At 36.9% G+C, this 17,695-nt stretch carries 14 protein-coding genes and 2 pseudogenes; all 16 read left to right on the top strand.

Annotated features, from left to right (window positions below; genetic code table 11):
* Positions 1 to 222: 222 nt before the first annotated feature.
* The 16 genes and pseudogenes from spoIIR to upp all read left to right on the top strand — a co-directional run bounded on the left by spoIIR (position 223) and on the right by upp (position 17,236).
* Positions 223 to 939: a stage II sporulation protein R gene (gene spoIIR / locus ADJ83_RS08515; protein WP_031536734.1), complete on the top strand. Its 717-nt coding sequence runs from the start codon at positions 223 to 225 to the stop codon at positions 937 to 939.
* A 219-nt stretch (positions 940 to 1,158) separates the two neighbouring features.
* Positions 1,159 to 2,088 carry a metal ABC transporter solute-binding protein, Zn/Mn family gene (locus ADJ83_RS08510; protein WP_048717532.1) on the top strand — a complete coding sequence of 310 codons (930 nt, stop codon included), beginning with the start codon at positions 1,159 to 1,161 and terminating at the stop codon, positions 2,086 to 2,088.
* Between the two features lies 1 nt (position 2,089).
* Positions 2,090 to 2,824: a metal ABC transporter ATP-binding protein gene (locus ADJ83_RS08505; RefSeq protein ID WP_048717530.1), complete on the top strand. Its 735-nt coding sequence runs from the start codon at positions 2,090 to 2,092 to the stop codon at positions 2,822 to 2,824.
* Positions 2,824 to 3,731: pseudogene (locus tag ADJ83_RS08500) on the top strand (metal ABC transporter permease). The gene ADJ83_RS08505 and the pseudogene ADJ83_RS08500 overlap by 1 nt, the downstream one beginning before the upstream one ends.
* Positions 3,731 to 4,611, top strand: a pseudogene (locus tag ADJ83_RS08495) (metal ABC transporter permease). Before ADJ83_RS08500 ends, ADJ83_RS08495 begins: the two co-directional pseudogenes overlap by 1 nt.
* Positions 4,612 to 4,891: 280 nt before the next feature.
* Positions 4,892 to 5,806: a proline dehydrogenase family protein gene (locus tag ADJ83_RS08490; protein ID WP_048717529.1), complete on the top strand. Its 915-nt coding sequence runs from the start codon at positions 4,892 to 4,894 to the stop codon at positions 5,804 to 5,806.
* Positions 5,807 to 5,897: 91 nt separating this feature from the next.
* The gene (gene pruA, locus ADJ83_RS08485; protein ID WP_048717527.1) at positions 5,898 to 7,472 is read left to right on the top strand and encodes an L-glutamate gamma-semialdehyde dehydrogenase; all 1,575 of its coding nucleotides are present in this window, start codon (positions 5,898 to 5,900) and stop codon (positions 7,470 to 7,472) included.
* A 291-nt stretch (positions 7,473 to 7,763) separates the two neighbouring features.
* Positions 7,764 to 9,437 (top strand): sigma-54 interaction domain-containing protein, encoded by a 1,674-nt coding sequence (locus ADJ83_RS08480; RefSeq protein ID WP_048717525.1) that lies wholly within the window; start codon positions 7,764 to 7,766, stop codon positions 9,435 to 9,437.
* Positions 9,438 to 9,510: 73 nt separating this feature from the next.
* The gene (locus ADJ83_RS08475) at positions 9,511 to 9,966 is read left to right on the top strand and encodes a GNAT family N-acetyltransferase (protein WP_048717523.1); all 456 of its coding nucleotides are present in this window, start codon (positions 9,511 to 9,513) and stop codon (positions 9,964 to 9,966) included.
* Positions 9,967 to 10,139: 173 nt separating this feature from the next.
* Entirely contained in the window at positions 10,140 to 11,180 is a 1,041-nt protein-coding gene (locus ADJ83_RS08470; RefSeq protein WP_048717521.1) for an L-threonylcarbamoyladenylate synthase, read from the top strand.
* Between the two features lie 103 nt (positions 11,181 to 11,283).
* Complete coding sequence (locus ADJ83_RS08465; RefSeq protein ID WP_048717519.1) at positions 11,284 to 11,838, top strand: manganese efflux pump MntP family protein; 555 nt, start codon at positions 11,284 to 11,286, stop codon at positions 11,836 to 11,838.
* Between the two features lie 239 nt (positions 11,839 to 12,077).
* Positions 12,078 to 12,527 (top strand): low molecular weight protein arginine phosphatase, encoded by a 450-nt coding sequence (locus ADJ83_RS08460; RefSeq protein ID WP_048717517.1) that lies wholly within the window; start codon positions 12,078 to 12,080, stop codon positions 12,525 to 12,527.
* Positions 12,528 to 12,557: 30 nt separating this feature from the next.
* Complete coding sequence (locus tag ADJ83_RS08455; protein ID WP_048717515.1) at positions 12,558 to 13,859, top strand: methyl-accepting chemotaxis protein; 1,302 nt, start codon at positions 12,558 to 12,560, stop codon at positions 13,857 to 13,859.
* 81 nt (positions 13,860 to 13,940) lie between these two features.
* Positions 13,941 to 14,513, top strand: coding sequence for a TIGR01440 family protein (locus ADJ83_RS08450; protein ID WP_048717513.1), 573 nt, complete (start codon positions 13,941 to 13,943; stop codon positions 14,511 to 14,513).
* A 617-nt stretch (positions 14,514 to 15,130) separates the two neighbouring features.
* A complete protein-coding gene (gene glyA, locus ADJ83_RS08445) occupies positions 15,131 to 16,372 on the top strand; it encodes a serine hydroxymethyltransferase (RefSeq protein WP_048717512.1) in 1,242 nt (413 codons plus the stop codon).
* Positions 16,373 to 16,606: 234 nt separating this feature from the next.
* Complete coding sequence (gene upp, locus ADJ83_RS08440; RefSeq protein WP_048717534.1) at positions 16,607 to 17,236, top strand: uracil phosphoribosyltransferase; 630 nt, start codon at positions 16,607 to 16,609, stop codon at positions 17,234 to 17,236.
* The last annotated feature ends 459 nt before the right edge of the window (positions 17,237 to 17,695 follow it).

Raw genomic sequence — 17,695 nt, 5'->3', positions numbered from 1 at the left:
GCAAGTAAAAGTGGGAAAGTCGCAAGAAAAGTAGCCGGACTCGCAAGTAAAAATAGGAAACCTGCAAGAAAACAAGCCAAACCTGCAAGTAAACAAGCCAACCTCACAACTAAATCCAACGTATCTAAATAGAGTATCCCCCAATGCAGAAAAAATTAATTTTACTAGTTTAAGATTCTATTAATCTGTCCACACTGTGTTAGTGAAGGGGCGGTGCTAAAGATGAAAAACAAACCGATGGCAACTATTTATTTATTTGTACTTATTCTAACAACTATTATGAGTTTATATATTCCAAAAACTGAAGTAGCAGCAAATAATGAGGTAATCATTCCGAATGATGCGATTCGTCTTAGAATCTTAGCAAATAGTGATTTAGAAGAAGATCAGGCATTAAAAAGAAAAGTAAGAGATGCTGTAAATGAAGAAATTACAAACTGGGTTTCTGAATTGACTTCCAAGGAAGCTGCTAAAGACTTATTAAAAGCAAAGTTACCAGAGATTCAGCAGATTGCAGAAAGCGTAGTAGCGGAAGAAAATGCTAAGCAAGCAGTGGATGTTACGTTTGATAAAGTAGATTTTCCAACGAAGCTGTATGGTGAGTTCTTATATCCAGCAGGTCAATATGATGCAATTCTTATTACTTTAGGAGAAGGGGAAGGTGCTAATTGGTGGTGTGTTCTTTTCCCGCCATTATGCTTCCTAGATTTTTCTAACGGAGTAGCAGTAAGTGATGGATTTGAGGAAGAAGAAAAAGCAGATAAAGAAAAAAATACCAAAGTAGAGACAGTCGAAGACAAGAAAGCTGAAAAGGAAAAACCAGCAAAGGTAGAAAAGAAAGTGGAAGAGAAAGAAGATCCTGTATTTGTTAAAGAGGAAGAAGAGGAAGTAGAAGTGAAATTTTTCTTAGTAGAATTATGGGAAAAGATTTTTGGATAATAGACAATGAATTGGGAAGATGCTTGTTAGAGAGCATCTTTTTTTGTTGGTTGAAGATATTGCCCAAACAAAAAAGTTAAGTAAATATACCTAATTCATCTTAAACCATTGACATTTTTCAGATAGTTAAGTATTTTGTATATAAACATAAAAGTTTCCCTAAGGAAACAAATTGTCTATCGGTTATGATTTTTGTGATGATGAAAAGGGGGAATAACAATGTGGAAGTTTGTGTTAACAGGATTAGTAATAACATTCTTTTTTTTAACGGGTTGTTCAGCTGAATCAACCGGGTCTAAGGAAGATGGTAAGCTTGAGATTGTTACTACAATTGCACAAATTGCAGAACCAATGTCGGTAATTGGCGGAGATAAAGTAGAGGTGAATAGTCTAATGGGACCTGGTGTAGACCCGCATTTATATACGGCTACCCAAGGAGATATCCAGAAAATGGAGGGTGCGGATATTATCTTTTATAGTGGGTTACATCTAGAAGCGAATATGGTAAAGGTCTTTGAAGAGATTGGGAAAACAAGACCAGTTCTTGCTATTGGAGAAGTTAACCCAGAGGAAAAGCTTTTAAAGGATGAGGAAGGTGCTATTGATCCACATATATGGTTTGATATTGATCTATGGAAGGAATCACTTGATGCAGCAACAAATGAGTTAAAGAAAGCTTTACCGGAAGATAGTGATTATTTTGAAAATAATAAGCAAGCGTATTTTGAAAAATTGGATACATTGAAGGAAGAAGCAAAAGCACAGTTGAAAACAATGTCATCAGATAAACGTGTACTAGTTACAGCTCATGATGCGTTTGGCTATTTTGGAAGAATGCTAGATATTGAGGTTGCTGGATTACAAGGTCTTAGCACGGAAGCGGAAATTGGATTATCGGATATAGAGGAGACTATTCAATTACTAGTGGAGCATCAAGTTCCTGCTGTATTTATCGAAAGCAGCATTAATCCAGCTTCCATCAATGCAGTCATTGAAGGAGCCAAAAAAAAGGGACTCGATATAGAGCTTGGTGGAGAATTATTCTCTGATGCGATGGGAGACGCGGATACGGAAGAAGGAACTTATATAGGGATGTATGAACATAATATTTCCACCTTCTATGAAGCATTGAGCAGAGGAGTGGAGTAAGATGAAGTCAGTTCTTACTGTGGAGAATGTATCAGCAGCTTATCGGAAAAATGAAGTGTTAACGGATGTTAGCTTTCAAATTAAACCGGGAACCTTAACGAGTATTGTTGGGCCGAATGGTGCTGGAAAATCGACGTTGCTAAAAGTACTGCTAGATTTCCATCCTAGTATTACTGGTAAGGTTACATTTTTTGGCGAAAAGTATAAAAGAGCAAAATCGAAAATTGGCTATGTTCCTCAACGGGGATCTGTAGACTGGGATTTTCCGACAAATGCCTTAGATGTTGTAACAATGGGGCAATACGGAAAAATCGGCTGGTTAAAGTGGCCGCAGAAAGAGCATAAGCAAAAAGCATTGGCAGCGTTAAGAGAAATGAAGATGGAAGCTTTTGCAAATCGGCAAATTAGCCAGTTATCAGGTGGGCAACAGCAACGGGTATTTCTCGCCCGAGCTCTTGCCCAAGATGCGGATCTTTATTTCTTAGACGAACCATTGGCAGGTGTTGATGCAACGACAGAAAAAGCAATCATGGAGACTTTAAAAATGTTAAAGGAGTGCGGGAAAACAGTGATGGTTGTCCATCATGACCTGCAAACCGTCGAAGAATATTTTGATCATGTTCTCCTGCTAAATAAAACAGTAATTGCGCATGGACCAACCCATTTAACTTTTACAAGAGAAAACATTAGGAAAGCGTATGGAGGTACATTGCATTGGATGGGAGAGAAGCGATAATGTTTAGTTTTCTCTCTTATAATGCCCAATCGGTTTTATTTAGTACATTCTTATTAGGAATGGCAGCTGGTGCTATTGGCAGCTTCGCTTACTGGAAAAGACAAAGCTTAATGAGTGACGCGCTTTCTCACGCAGCACTTCCAGGAGTAGTACTTGGCTTTATGATAATCGGAGAAAAAATCTTTTTGTGATGATTATTGGCGCAGCAGTTACTGCTTTATTAGGTGCTTTTTTCATCCAGTGGGTAAGAAGCTCCAGCCGAGTGAAGGAAGACGCATCAATGGGAATTGTTTTATCCATCTTTTTTGGCTTAGGGATTATGCTTTTGACATTTGCTAATCGGATGCCTGGTGGCAATCAAAGTGGTTTAGATAGTTTTATATTTGGGCAAGCGGCCTCCATGGTATCCAAGGATGTTTGGACAATGATGATAGTAGCTCTAATCGTACTTTTCATAACAGTTCTCTTGTTCAAAGAATGGAAAATATTTTTATTTGATCCTAGCTTTGCTAAAGGCTTAGGCATATCGATTACTAAGATGAATGCACTATATATGGCGATCCTTGTGTTAGTTATTGTTGTTGGGATTCAGGCAGTTGGTGTTATATTAATGGCAGCTTTACTAATAATCCCGAGTGTGAGTGCGAGATATTGGACGGAATCGTTCAAAGTGATGGTGATTCTTTCTGCTTTATTTGGCGGAAGTGCGGGAATGGTTGGGACATTGCTTAGTACATTTGGCAAAGGATGGCCGACTGGACCCTTCATTGTAGTAACGGCCTCTTCTGTTTTTCTTGTTTCCTTATTTTTAGGAAGTAAGAAGGGCTTGGCAGTTGTATTTTTTCAACAAAAAAGACAGAGGAAACGTATGGCACTATTAGAAATGACGAAGGAGGTAGAACAATAATGAGCTATACTGGTTGGATATTGTTAACTGCCTCATTAGTTGGATTGAGCTGTGGTCTTATTGGTGTCTTGTTAATTTTAAGAAGGATGGCGATGATGGCAGATGTTATAAGCCATACCGTACTTTTGGGAATTGTATTTGCCTATTTAGTTACTAGGGAATTAACCGGGATCCATATGTTGATTGGAGCGGTTGTTACGGGCTTGATTACGGCATTGTTATCCAATGGCTTCATACACGAGGTGTACAGCAAGAGGCTTCGATTGGCATTGTCTTTACAACTTTATTTGCGATAGGTGTTATTTTAATTGCAACAAAAGTGGGAAATGCTCATTTAGATGTGAAGCATACCTTGATGGGAGAAATTACGTTTACCCCATGGGAGATAATGGAGATTCCGCTCCTTGGAAGGATACCAGAAGCAGTTGTATTACTAAGCATTGTTTTATTAGTGGTTGTCGTTATTATAATAGCTTTCTATAAGGAATGGAAAATAACTTCATTTGACCCAGCACTTGCAGCAAGTTTGGGTATTCCTGTTATCTTTATGCACTATTTATTTATGTCTTTAGTGTCATTAACAACGGTTGCTGCTTTTGATGCAGTCGGAGCAATTATGGTAGTAGCGATGCTGATTACTCCGGCGGCTGCCGCTTATTTATGGACAGATCGATTATCCATTCTATTTCTATTAAGTAGCAGCTTTGGAATTCTGTCCGCATTTATTGGCTATTATCTTGCAGTATGGTTAGATACCTCCATTTCAGGGGCAATGGCCTTTTCTACAGGAATCATTTTTATGATCAGTTTTCTTTGTTCTCCAAAATATGGAGTTTTAGCAAGGCACTTTATAGGTAGAAAAAAGATGGTGAACATATAATATTAGTTAAAGAGATTGTCTTAGAAGTACTCTCTTAAAAATGGGCTTTAGATAAAGCATTCTTTTTGAGAAGCGTACTTTTAGGATAATCTTTTTTGATTGGACGGAATAAAGTTTTTTGTTATGCGCTTCCAGTATTTTGTTTAATCAAATAATAAAAATTTATCAGAAAATTATAGATTTTCGAGGAAGTCCTAGTGTATAATCAAAGAATAAATTAAACACAAATGTACAGTGGATAAATTTTAAACAAAAGTGTTCAAAAAAGGGGCGCGTGATAATGGAACTTGCATGGAGAAATATGTTTCAGTCATTAGCAAAGAATAAATCCGCAAATAAACTAGCTCGCAAATATGGTTTGCGTTTTGGAGCCAAACGATTCGTTTCTGGTGAATCTATTGTGGAAGCGATTTCGAAGGTCGCAGAATTAAACAAATCCGGCAGAGTAGTTACACTTGACCATCTGGGAGAATTCGTCTACACGAAAGAAGAAGCAAATGAATCAACCATTATGTCTTTAAAAACGTTAGATGAAATTCATGCATCAGGGGTCCAATCTCATTTATCGGTGAAAATGACATCACTAGGGTTAGATATTGATAAAGACCTATGTTTGAACAATATGCGGAAAATTGTTTCTCGTGCAAAGCAATACGGAAATTTTGTTCGTATCGATATGGAAGACTATGCTCATTGCCAAATAACAATCGATATTTATGAAGAGCTCCGTCGAGAATTTGAAAATGTGGGTTTAGTCATTCAAGCTTATTTGTATCGAACGGAAGAAGATATGAAACATTTAAATGAATTAAAGGCAAATTTACGTCTAGTAAAAGGGGCTTATAAAGAGTCGCCAGATGTTGCCTTTCCAGAGAAAAAAGACGTAGATGAAAATTATAAAAAAATCATTGAAATGCATATGCTAAATGGAAATTATGCAGCGGTTGCCAGCCATGATGAAAAAATTATTCAATTCACAAAAGAGCTTGCTAATAAGCATGGAATAGATAAAGACAAGTTTGAATTCCAAATGCTGTATGGCATATGTGAAGATTTGCAAAATAAGCTAGTGAAAGAAGGATACAAAGTAAGAGTATATGTTCCATACGGAAAAGATTGGTTTGGCTATTTTATGAGAAGATTGGCCGAAAGACCAGCAAATGTATGGTTTATTCTTAAAAATTTATTTAAATAAGCAAAGCGTGCTCCCTTTTATTTTTAAATGTTAACAGATAGAGAGAATGAAGGAAGAAGATCAACTCAATAAACGAAAAGGAGAAATGAACATGACAAACATTACGAGTATCCCAGCCTATAAAAATGAGCCATTTACTGATTTTACAAAGATTGAAAACCAACATGCACTAGAAGCGGCAATTCAAAAAGTAAAAGGAGAATTAGGAAAAACATATCCACTTGTAATCGGGAAAGATAAAATTATGACAGAAGAAAAAACAGTCTCGATTAATCCAGCAAATGTCGATGAAGTAATTGGAGAAGTTAGCAAAGGGAATAAAGAATATGCAGAAAAAGCAATGCGAGAGGCATTACATACATTTGAGACATGGAAGAAAGTAAAAGCGTCAGAGCGTGCTGAGTATTTGTTTAAAGCGGCGAAATTAATGAGAGAAAGAAAGCATGAATTTTCCGCTTACTTAATCTTAGAGTCAGGGAAGAATTGGGCAGAAGCAGATGCAGATACAGCAGAAGCAATTGACTTCCTTGAGTTCTATGCAAGAGAAATGATTCGGCTAAGTGAAACATCGAAAAATCAGCCACTATACGCAACAGCTGGGGAAGTGGATAATAAAATTACGTATATTCCGCTTGGTGTTGGCATTGTCATTTCTCCATTTAACTTTCCGCTGGCTATTATGGCGGGAACAACAGTTGCTGGTGTAGTTTCAGGAAACACTGTTATCTTAAAGCCTTCCGATAATACGCCTGTTATAGCGGCAAAATTTGTTGAGTTAATGGAAGAGGTAGGATTACCAACGGGAGTCATTAATTACCTTCCAGGAGATAGCTTGGAAGTGGGCGAATATTTAGTAGAGCACCCAAAAACACGATTTATTTCCTTCACTGGTTCCCGAGCAGTAGGATGTCGGATTTATGAACGTGCATCTGTTGTGCAGCCTGGTCAAATTTGGTTAAAACGTATTGTTGCAGAAATGGGTGGAAAAGACGGCATCGTTGTTGATGAAACAGCAGATATTGACGCAGCAGCAGAAGCAATTGTGGCAGCGGCATTCGGTTTCCAAGGGCAGAAATGTTCAGCAGGCTCTAGAGCTATCATTGTTGATTCTGTATACGATCAAGTAGTGGAAAAGGTAGTGGCACGTACAAAGAATTTAACTATTGGTCTTCCAGAGGTAAACGCATCAGTAGGACCAGTTATTGATGAGAAAGCATTAAATAAAATATTAAGCTATATCGAAATTGGCAAAGGGGAAGGGAAATTAGTAGCAGGCGGATCCCGTGCACAAGGAAATGGCTATTTTATGGAACCGACTATTTTCGCTGACGTTCCTGCCGATGCTCGTATTATGAAAGAAGAAATTTTTGGACCGGTATTGGCTATTTGCAAAGTTCCTGATTGGAAAACAGGTATCGATGTATATAATGATACCGATTATGGATTAACAGGCTCCTTCTTTTCATCTAAAGAAGACAGAATCCAATATGCATTAGAAAATCAACATTGCGGCAACCTGTATATTAATAAAAAATGTACAGGAGCACTAGTAGGGGTACATCCATTCGGTGGTTTCAATATGAGCGGAACAGACTCTAAAGCAGGAGGATTCGACTATCTTCTACTCTTCACTCAAGCAAAATTAAGTACGAGAAAAGTAATGTAATAATAAAGAACAATTAAATAAGCGCTTAACAAGCTGTCTCCTTTAAAGAGAATCACAAGAATAGTACTAGAAAGAAGTAAAAAACTTCTGTGTATGAATCATTCACGTGCGACTCCCTTTAGGAGACAGCTTTTTTTGATACATTTCCCTCTTATTGGAAAGGCTGTTTTCTATATAATGGTTGATTTTTCAAAAGGCAAAATAAATTAATTAGGAATACGAAAAGAGCCATTGGAAAAAACGATTATTTAATGATAAATTATCAATAATAAGGAAAGAAAGGATTAAGCTATGTTTACCGATTCACAACTGGAGATAGAAACTTCGTTTATCTTCCTCTCAGACAATGAAAAAATCAGCAGACTAGCAGATGTGCTACTCGATTATTCCTATGCCGTTATCGAAAGTGAGCAGCTATATACGATTGGCAAAGAAGAGCAGTATCTTTTATCAGCAGGAGGTAAAAGTCAAACAATTAAAACATGGCTGCAGGCAAGTGGAATATTGCCATCAGCTGTTATTTCATGCGAGGAGATTAATAAAGAAGAGATCGATTGGATAAGACCCGTTATTATTAAGGAGGAAATGAATTATCGAGGGATTGTGACCGCTACTGCGAGAATACGGACATTGCAAAAGGAAAATAGACATGTCACGACTTATTTTGAAACATTGGCAGAAACGGTTAATGACGCAGTTACAGCTGTAGATAGGAACGGAACGGTCTTCTACTGGAATAGTGCGGCAGAAGATACCTATCATATAAAAAAAGAAGCAATTATAGGCAAAAAAATTGGAGAGCATTTTGATTCAGAATCCATTCAATTACATAAGATTCTAAAAGAGGGCAATCCGATTAGAGGAACTTATCATCGGCCAAATGAACATACCCATGTATTAATTAACGCTTCACCTGTTCTTGTTGAAAATGAAATAATTGGTGGTATTTCAACAGAACGGGATATAACCAAGCTCATTCGTTTAAATCAGGAGTTAGATTCGAATTCATCTTTATATGTACACAAAGGAGAGCCATTTTCCTCCATTCAATCTGAAAGCAAGGAGGTAAAAAGGGCAGTTGAAATTGCTCAAAAAGTAGCCTCGGCAGAGATACCAGTTCTGATTAACGGAGAAGCAGGCACAGGTAAGGAACAGCTAGCACAAGCTATTCATTATGGTGGATCTAAGAGGGGTAATCCGTTTGTATCTTTAAATTGTTCAACAGTTCCGAAGGACATAATCGAAATGGAGCTGTTTGGCTATCAGAAAATGACCTTTGATTCTAGAGATATAGAAGAAATGGAAGGAAAAATGGAGCAGGCAGAATCCGGAACATTATTTATTGAAGAAGTAGATAAAATGCCACTTCCTGTTCAGGAAAAACTTCTATATTATATGACAAATCAATCTTTTGCTAGAGTTGGAGGAGAACAGCAGAAAAAAACGGCAACAAGATTAATCCTATCTTCTACCCAGCCTTTAGGGGAGTTAGTAAGGAAAGGGCTGTTTAATGAAAAGCTCTATTATCAAATTAGTATTATTCATATTGAAATTCCACCACTCCGAAATCGGAAAGAGGATATACCCGTTTTAGTTAGCGATTGCATGAAAATGTATAGCGAAAAACACAATAAAAAAGTAGTCAAAATAAATGATCAAGCATTGCATATTCTGTGTGCATATGATTGGCCAGGCAATATAAAAGAACTAAATAATGTAATAGAGCACAGTGTATTGGTAAGTGAAGACAAAAACGAAATAATGCTGGAACATATCCCTGCTGAAATTGTAGAAAAGTATAAAGTTTCAATTCGAGGAGAAAAAGGGAAAAAGGAAGAGGATGAAATACAGCGCATAGAAGAGGCACTCAAAAAAACGTATGGAAATAAGAGTGCTGCAGCTACATTGTTAGGAATCTCCAGAGGAACGTTATATAACAAAATAAAAGAGTTTGGTTTAAAGTAAGAAAATCTAGCATTTTTTTTGCAGCCTTTTCATAGTAATAGAATAAATACTAGATGAAGAGGTGGAGGGTGAAATGCATATTATTAGAAAAGCTGAAACAACAGATATAGAAAAAATTGCTGATTTTTTAAATAAAGCAGAAGTGAAAGTAGAAGGATTAGAAGAATGGCTTGATTACTTTTTGCTAATGGAAACAGAAGGGAATCAAGCGCTTATTGGAACAATCGGGATAGAGCCGTTTGAAAAAGTAGGTTTGCTTCGTTCGATGATACTTTCCAAGGGAGAGGTAGAAGATATTTTATTTTTAATTCAGCAAGCTCTAAAATTAGCAAAAGAAAAAGAGATGGATGCTATCTATTGCAGTGTTACTAATCAGCATTCTATTCAATTATTCCAGCTATTAGGGTTTCAGAGGATAGACATGGATGATATTCCACAGATATTGAAAGAGTCGAATGGCGTAAAAAGCGTTTTTACTGTTGATAAGTCCCATTTCATGTATATTCCTATGAGTATTGTGGATAAATAGCATAAGTTATCCACTTTTTCATACTATTTATTCACAATTTGTGGACAAATCAAATTTTTATCCCCATTTAATGAGATGCTTGTCCTTTTCAGCAAATGATGGTATTGTCGAAAAATGGGGAATTAAAAGCGATTTTGAAGAAGAAATATTAGAATTGAAAAAGGTGGATAAAAATGAAGACAATTTATTGGTCGGTGGATAAAAATGTGGATAAGGAAGAAAGTTATTCACAAATACAACAAGCTGCTGATCTTTTGAAAAAAAATGAGGTTGTTGCGTTTCCGACAGAAACAGTTTATGGATTAGGCGGAAATGCAAAGGAAGATTCAGCTATTACAAAAATATTTGCTGCTAAAGGAAGACCGTCCGATAATCCGCTTATCATACATATTGCAAAACGAGCGCAATTAAATGAATTAGTAGAAAAGGTGCCAGTTACAGCAGAAAAATTAATGGATGCTTTTTGGCCTGGTCCACTAACTATTATTTTTGAAAAGAAGCAAGGGATGCTTTCAGAGATTGCCACTGCTGGTTTATCCACAGTAGGGGTTCGGATGCCTGATCACGCTGTTGCTTTACGAATCATTGAAGAATCTGGTTTGCCAATTGCTGCTCCTAGTGCTAACCGTTCTGGAAAACCGAGTCCGACAAAAGCATCTCATGTAAAAGAGGATTTAGATTCATATATCGCCGGAATAGTCGATGGCGGTCCAACGGGAGTAGGAGTTGAATCAACGGTTGTCGATTGTACGGAGGAAACAGTCGTTATTCTCCGTCCAGGTGGTATTACGAAGCAACAGCTGGAAAATATTGTGGGAGAAGTAAGAATGGATCAGGCGCTGACTAATAAGGAAATTAAGCCGAAATCTCCTGGAATGAAATATACCCATTATGCACCGAATGCACCATTGTTTTTAGTAGACGGTTCAAAGGAGAAAATTCAATTATTAGTAGAAGAAGAAAAACAAAAAGGACATAAAGTAGGTGTTCTTACTACGGCAGAAAATAGAGAGTATTATCAAGCTGATTTTATTTATGCTTGTGGAAAACGGGCTGATTTATCCACCGTAGCTACAGAGCTTTATGACGGTTTGCGGAGCTTTGATCATAAGCAAGTAGATATCATTTTTGGGGAGATGTTTCCAGCAGAGGGTGTTGGACAAGCGATTATGAATAGATTAATGAAAGCTGCTTCCCATCAAGTGATTAAATAAAGTTTCGAAAAATTATTTCATCTGTAAATATTGCAGAATCCCACTTCTAAATGAACTTGGACGTGCATAATCTCTAATTAGCAAGTCCAAGGAGGCCAAAAAAATGTCTGCAATTGTGGGAGAACTATTTACACTTATTTTAATGGCAGTTGCTTTAGGGATGGATGCATTTTCTGTTGGGCTCGGAATGGGGATGTTTCATCTAAGATTAAAGCAAATCGCAAAAATCGGCTTAGTGATTGGGATTTTTCATGTAATTATGCCACTGCTTGGAATGATTACAGGGAAGCTTCTTTCGGAAAACTTTAATGAAATAGCCGGATATATAGGTGGATCTTTGCTTGTTTTATTAGGAATTCAAATGATTTGGACTGGATTTAAAGAAGTGGAGACCAGCCGGATTACACCGGTTGGCTTTGGGTTAGTTGTGTTTGCAGTCAGTGTAAGTTTGGACAGCTTCTCTGTTGGTTTAAGTTTAGGAATATACCAGGCAAGAACAGTAGTTGTGCTGCTTTGCTTTGGAATTAGTGCGATGGTGTTGACCTGGCTAGGATTATTAATCGGCAGGAAAGTAAAGGGCTGGTTAGGTTCCTATGGAGAAATGCTAGGAGGGGCAATCCTTCTTGTATTTGGAATTAAGCTATTAATTAGTTTATAGCTGTATTTGGATAGGGGAAGTGGCTTTCATCAAATAGGTGAAAGCCACTTTTTAAATCATTTATAAGTATATAAACAAACTTTCTGAAAAGCTCCCATTTAACTTTCAAAATATTAACAAGAAACAAATGCTAAAAATGTACTAGTTTTCTCCGATAAAAGAACAGTGTTTCATTGTAAGTAAATAGAAATTTTAGGTAAATTGTTCTATAATAAAGACATATAAAGGGAGGATAAGAGATGATTCGTGTATTGTTTGTTTGTACAGGTAACACGTGCAGAAGTCCGATGGCTGAGGCTATTTTAAGGCATAAATTCTCTTCTGATGTGGAAGTAAAATCAGCTGGTGTTTATGCAATAGATGGAAATGCTGCTTCTTTGCAAGCACAGGAGATTTTGACTGAAAAGGGAATCCAGCATAGTCATTCTTCGGCTGTGGTAACAAAAGAGTTAATTGATTGGGCGACGTATATTTTTACCATGACGAATGGACATAAAAATATGCTTACGTCTGCATATCCATCCTGCATTGAGAAAACGTTTACGATAAAAGAATTTGCAGAGGGTGATCCAAATGGTGATGTCAGTGATCCATTTGGGGGATCTGTTTCCATGTATAGAGAAACCTATCAGGAATTAGAAAAACTGATTGATAAAATAATGGAAAAAATAAGAAATAGCGAGTGGTAAGGTGCTTTTTATTTACAAGGGGGAAAAAGAGTGGGAACCAAGGTGCATTATAAGTTTAGTTTGAGAAAAAAGCTGGCATTATTTATTACAATTTTAGCGATTATTACCTATTCAACAAGTGCTTTTTGTATGTATATCATTTATCCGGCGATTGAAAGTAAAATAGCTATTAGTTCAGCTTTTTTTAACATTGTCACCTTATTATTAGGGGTATTTTGGTCTGGTTTTTTAGGCTTTTTAGCAGCTGGTTTTATTATTAAACCTTTAAAAAGACTCGAACAGGGTGCGTTAAAAGCAGCTCATGGGGATATTAGCCAAGATGTTGAAGTATCAAAATCAGATGATGAAATCAAATCTTTAGGTCTAGCTTTTAATCATATGCTTTTAAATTTACGAGAAATGGTCCAAAGCATTGAAAATAACTTTAATAAAACAAATGAAACCGTAAAAATGATTTCTGCTGAATCTGAAAATGCGCTCGAGCACACACTAGCTATTTCTAGCTCGGTTGGAGAAATTGCTGGCGGTGCTGAAGTATCAGCACAAAGTGTACAAGCTTCAGCGGAGTCTATTGAAGAATCAATGAATATCGCTCTTACAGTAGAAGAAAAAGCAAATATGTCCAAAACGATTTCAGAACAAATGTCAGAAAAATTAGTTCAGACAAATAAGGTCGTTCATTCTTTAGTGGAAGGAATGAAGGATTTGGCAGTGGAGAATACGAATTCCCTAAAGTCAGTGCAAAACTTAGAAATACATTCCAAGGAAATAGAAGAAGTATTAAAGCTTGTTGGAGAAATCGCCTCACAGACAAATTTATTAGCATTAAATGCTTCTATTGAAGCTGCGCGCGCAGGTGAACATGGTGCAGGCTTTAGTGTTGTTGCAGAAGAAGTAAGAAGACTTGCTGATGAAAGTGCTAAAGCAGTAGATGGAATTGCAGACATCATCAGTAATATGCAAGCAGAGGTTAAAAATGTTGTTGAGCAAATTACAAAGCAAGTAGAGGATGCTCAGGAGAAAGCGGAAAATGGAGAGAAGACAAGCCTTATTTTCAGTGAGATGAATGAGACAACAAATAAAATGGTCTACGCTACGGCTAATATTACGGAGTTGATTCATCAGCAGAAAGAGCAGATATATGATACTACACAGCAATCGCAAGAAGTGGCGGCAATTGCAGAAGAAACAGCTGCAGGAGCACAACAGGTAACGAATATTACAGAAAGTCAAACAGCACTTATTCGCAAAGTAGATAGCTTAGCATTAGAATTGCAAGAGCATGCTGAAGAGCTGCAGCAAACAATCTGTCGATTCCAAATTAAAGAATAGATTACTTGTACTCAAAATATCTTTGTGCAATGATGGATATAGTAAAAAGAAATGTAGGTAACTTGAAGAGGGGTGTTTTATATGAATGAGGAAACACTTAAGCTAAAGGAGCAGTTACAAACGATTCTAAAAGAATATCAAGAACAGGCACAGCTTGGAGAACATCATTTATTTGTGATTGGGTGCAGTACGAGTGAAGTAATTGGTCAAAAAATTGGAACTGCAGGAACTGTGGATGTTGCTTCACTAATTTTCGAAGAATGTCAGAATTATCAGCAGCAATCTGGAGTTTCCCTTGCTTTTCAATGCTGTGAACATTTAAATCGTGCATTAGTAGTAGAGAGAAAAGTAATGCAAGCAAGAAATTTGCCAGAGGTATCGGTTGTGCCAGTTCAGCATGCAGGTGGAGCAATGGCGACCTTCGCTTTCGGGCACATGAAGGATCCGGTTGTAGTTGAGTTCATTCAGGCTGACGGCGGAATAGATATTGGCGACACATTTATTGGCATGCATGTAAAGCATGTTGCAGTGCCAATTCGAACGTCTCTTAAAGATCTTGGGAATGCACATGTTACACTCGCAAAGTCACGCCCGAAATTAATTGGCGGCCCCAGAGCGGTATATGAGAAAACGAAAGAAAATCTTTCTTGTTAATAATTAGAGTGGAAAAACTAATAAAATTCCTTGTTTGATTTGGAGGAGTTTTATTGGTTTTTTATTTTAATGGATTTATTCGCTGAGAGTTTTTAGAATGCAAAAGTCGTGATGAAAAGGATGTTTGAGCAGGTGAGTCTGTCCGTTTAGTAGCAATGCCGATGGGGAAGGGAACAAAGGAGTTGTCTCTGAGCCGTAAAAGGAAGAAAAACAGTCAGAAAAGTAACCGAGAAATCCCACTCTTTCAATAAAATAAAAGCAAACGAGAATGAAGGTCCTTTAAAATGTTCAAATAAAATGATCTTCCCTTATACATCCCCCAGAGGATGCCTGTGTTATTGTTAAATAATATTTTTTGCGAAAAAAACAAGTTCTAGTTATTCAGAGATTTATTTTTTCTATTGATTCACTTTACTAATATAGTAGATGAATATATGTTTTTCTGTTTTTTTAAATAAATATAAGATAATTCATTTAAAAAAACACTAAAAGCCGAACGAAAACTAAAATATTATCGTGATAATTCGTAAATTAACTCTTTCTTTTTAAAATATATACATGATAGAATAAAGGCAGATTTACGGTGGAATAGAGAGAATAGTCGGGAGGATTTACATATGAAGCATTTAGCGGAGCAAGACGAACTTGTTTTTAAAGCAATACAGCAAGAATTAGGTCGCCAAAGAGCGAAAATTGAATTGATTGCATCAGAAAACTTTGTTAGTGAAGCGGTAATGGAAGCGCAAGGATCTGTATTAACAAATAAATATGCAGAGGGATATCCTGCCAAACGTTATTACGGCGGATGTGAATATGTAGATATTGTGGAAGATATTGCTCGTGACCGTGCGAAAGAAATCTTCGGTGCGGAACATGTGAACGTGCAGCCTCATTCAGGAGCACAAGCAAATATGGCCGTTTATTTTACTATTTTAGAACATGGTGATACTGTCTTGGGAATGAACTTGTCTCATGGTGGACATTTAACACATGGAAGCCCAGTTAACTTTAGTGGTATTCAATATAATTTTATTGAGTATGGAGTAGATAGAGAGACACATTATATTAATTATGAAGATGTTCGAGAAAAAGCATTAGCACATAAGCCTAAATTAATCGTTGCTGGAGCAAGTGCCTATCCTCGTGAAATTGATTTTGCGAAATTCCGTGAGATTGCTGATGAGGTTGGAGCATACTTGATGGTGGATATGGCTCATATCGCTGGCTTAGTTGCGGCAGGGCTACATCAAAACCCAGTTCCTTATGCTGACTTTGTAACAACAACTACACATAAAACATTGCGTGGACCTCGTGGTGGAATGATCCTTTGTAAAGAAGAATTTGCGAAGAAAATCGATAAATCAATCTTTCCTGGAATTCAAGGTGGTCCATTAATGCATGTAATCGCAGCGAAAGCAGTTGCTTTTGGAGAAGTGCTTCAAGCGGATTTTAAAGAGTATGCAGAAAATATCATTGCAAATGCCAAACGATTAGCAAGTGGTCTGCAAAAAGAGGGATTAAACTTAGTATCAAATGGAACGGATAATCATTTACTATTAGTTGACCTACAATCTTTAGGACTATCAGGAAAAGTGGCGGAGCATGTACTAGATGAAGTGGGAATCACTGTTAATAAAAATACGATTCCATACGACCCTGCGAGTCCGTTTGTAACAAGTGGAATCCGCATTGGAACAGCAGCTGTAACTTCTCGTGGCTTTGGTTTAGAAGATATGGATGAAATTGCATCTATTATCGGTTTTACACTTAAAAACCATGAAGATGATGAGAAGTTAGCGGAGGCAGCTCAAAGAGTAACGACATTAACTAGCAAATTCGAATTATATAAACAATTATAAGAAGAAGAGGACAATCATCAAAGCGTAAAGAGAGCTAATGATTGTCCTCTTTTCTTAAGCTCGGTTTTTTTCTTGGGTTTTCGGAAAAACTATCATAGAATTTTCGAATTTAGAAAAGGATTTCAGTTGATTCGCCAAAACTTTTTCTGTAGAATGAATAGAAGTGTGTTAACGAAGTATCCTGTCGAAAAAAGAGGATATTTATACTAATAATGAAGGAACGGAGTGAATGTTGTGGCAAAGGTATATGTATTTGATCACCCACTTATTCAGCATAAACTTACATACATTAGAGAAACGCAAACAGGTACAAAGGAATTTAGAGAGTTAGTAGATGAAGTAGCAACATTAATGGCTTTTGAAATTACTCGTGATATGCCATTAGAGGAAATTGAAATCGAAACACCAGTTAGCAAAATGAAATCTAAAGTGCTTTCTGGTAAAAAATTAGGGATTGTTCCTATCTTGCGTGCTGGTATCGGGATGGTGGACGGAGTTTTAAAATTAATCCCTGCTGCTAAAGTTGGACATATTGGATTATACCGTGATCCTAAAACATTAAAACCAGTCGAATACTATGTAAAGTTACCTTCCGATGTAGAAGAAAGAGACTTTATCGTAGTGGATCCAATGCTTGCAACAGGTGGTTCTGCCATTGAAGCAATTCACTCTTTAAAAAACAGAGGTGGAAAAAACATTAAATTTATGTGCTTAATTGCTGCTCCTGAAGGTGTAGAAGCATTAAAAGAAGCTCATCCAGATGTGGATATCTACATTGCTGCACTTGATGAGAAGTTAAATGAAAAAGGTTATATTGTTCCAGGTCTTGGAGACGCTGGTGACAGATTATTTGGGACAAAATAATCGTGCCAAAAAATGCTCGGGCTAAAATAGCAAAGGATTCCGTTTTGAGGTGCTTTTCTTAAAATGTGTAGCGATTTGATAGTAGCTTTGGCATCGTTATTGGTATATAAAATGGGAAACTCGCCATTGGAATTGGCGAGTTTCTTTATTTGGAATATAAAATCCTTATATAAAGCCTCACCACTTACTTTTGGTATGGTTCACCGTAATGCATTAAATGAGAATCTTTTGGACTCACTCCCTTTTTACTAAGATGTTTTGTCCTGAATCGAGTAACCGGCAAAAGGAAAATAAGCGGAATTTTTCGGATAAATGCATGATAGTGCTTGTTTCGGCGTAAATAAGGGGAGTTTTTCCGATTATGCAAAGCAAAATCTCCCTTTTTCGCATTATTCGAGTCAATAGGCGGAATCTTTCCGTCTATTTAAGCCTTTTTTAATAATAATTACTAAATAAGCG

The organism is Bacillus sp. 522_BSPC, assembly GCF_001076885.1.
Taxonomy (GTDB): Bacteria; Bacillota; Bacilli; order Bacillales; family Cytobacillaceae; genus Niallia; species Niallia hominis.
Note: the sequence above shows the minus strand (reverse complement) of the source record. Positions and strands in the feature narration are given on the sequence as shown.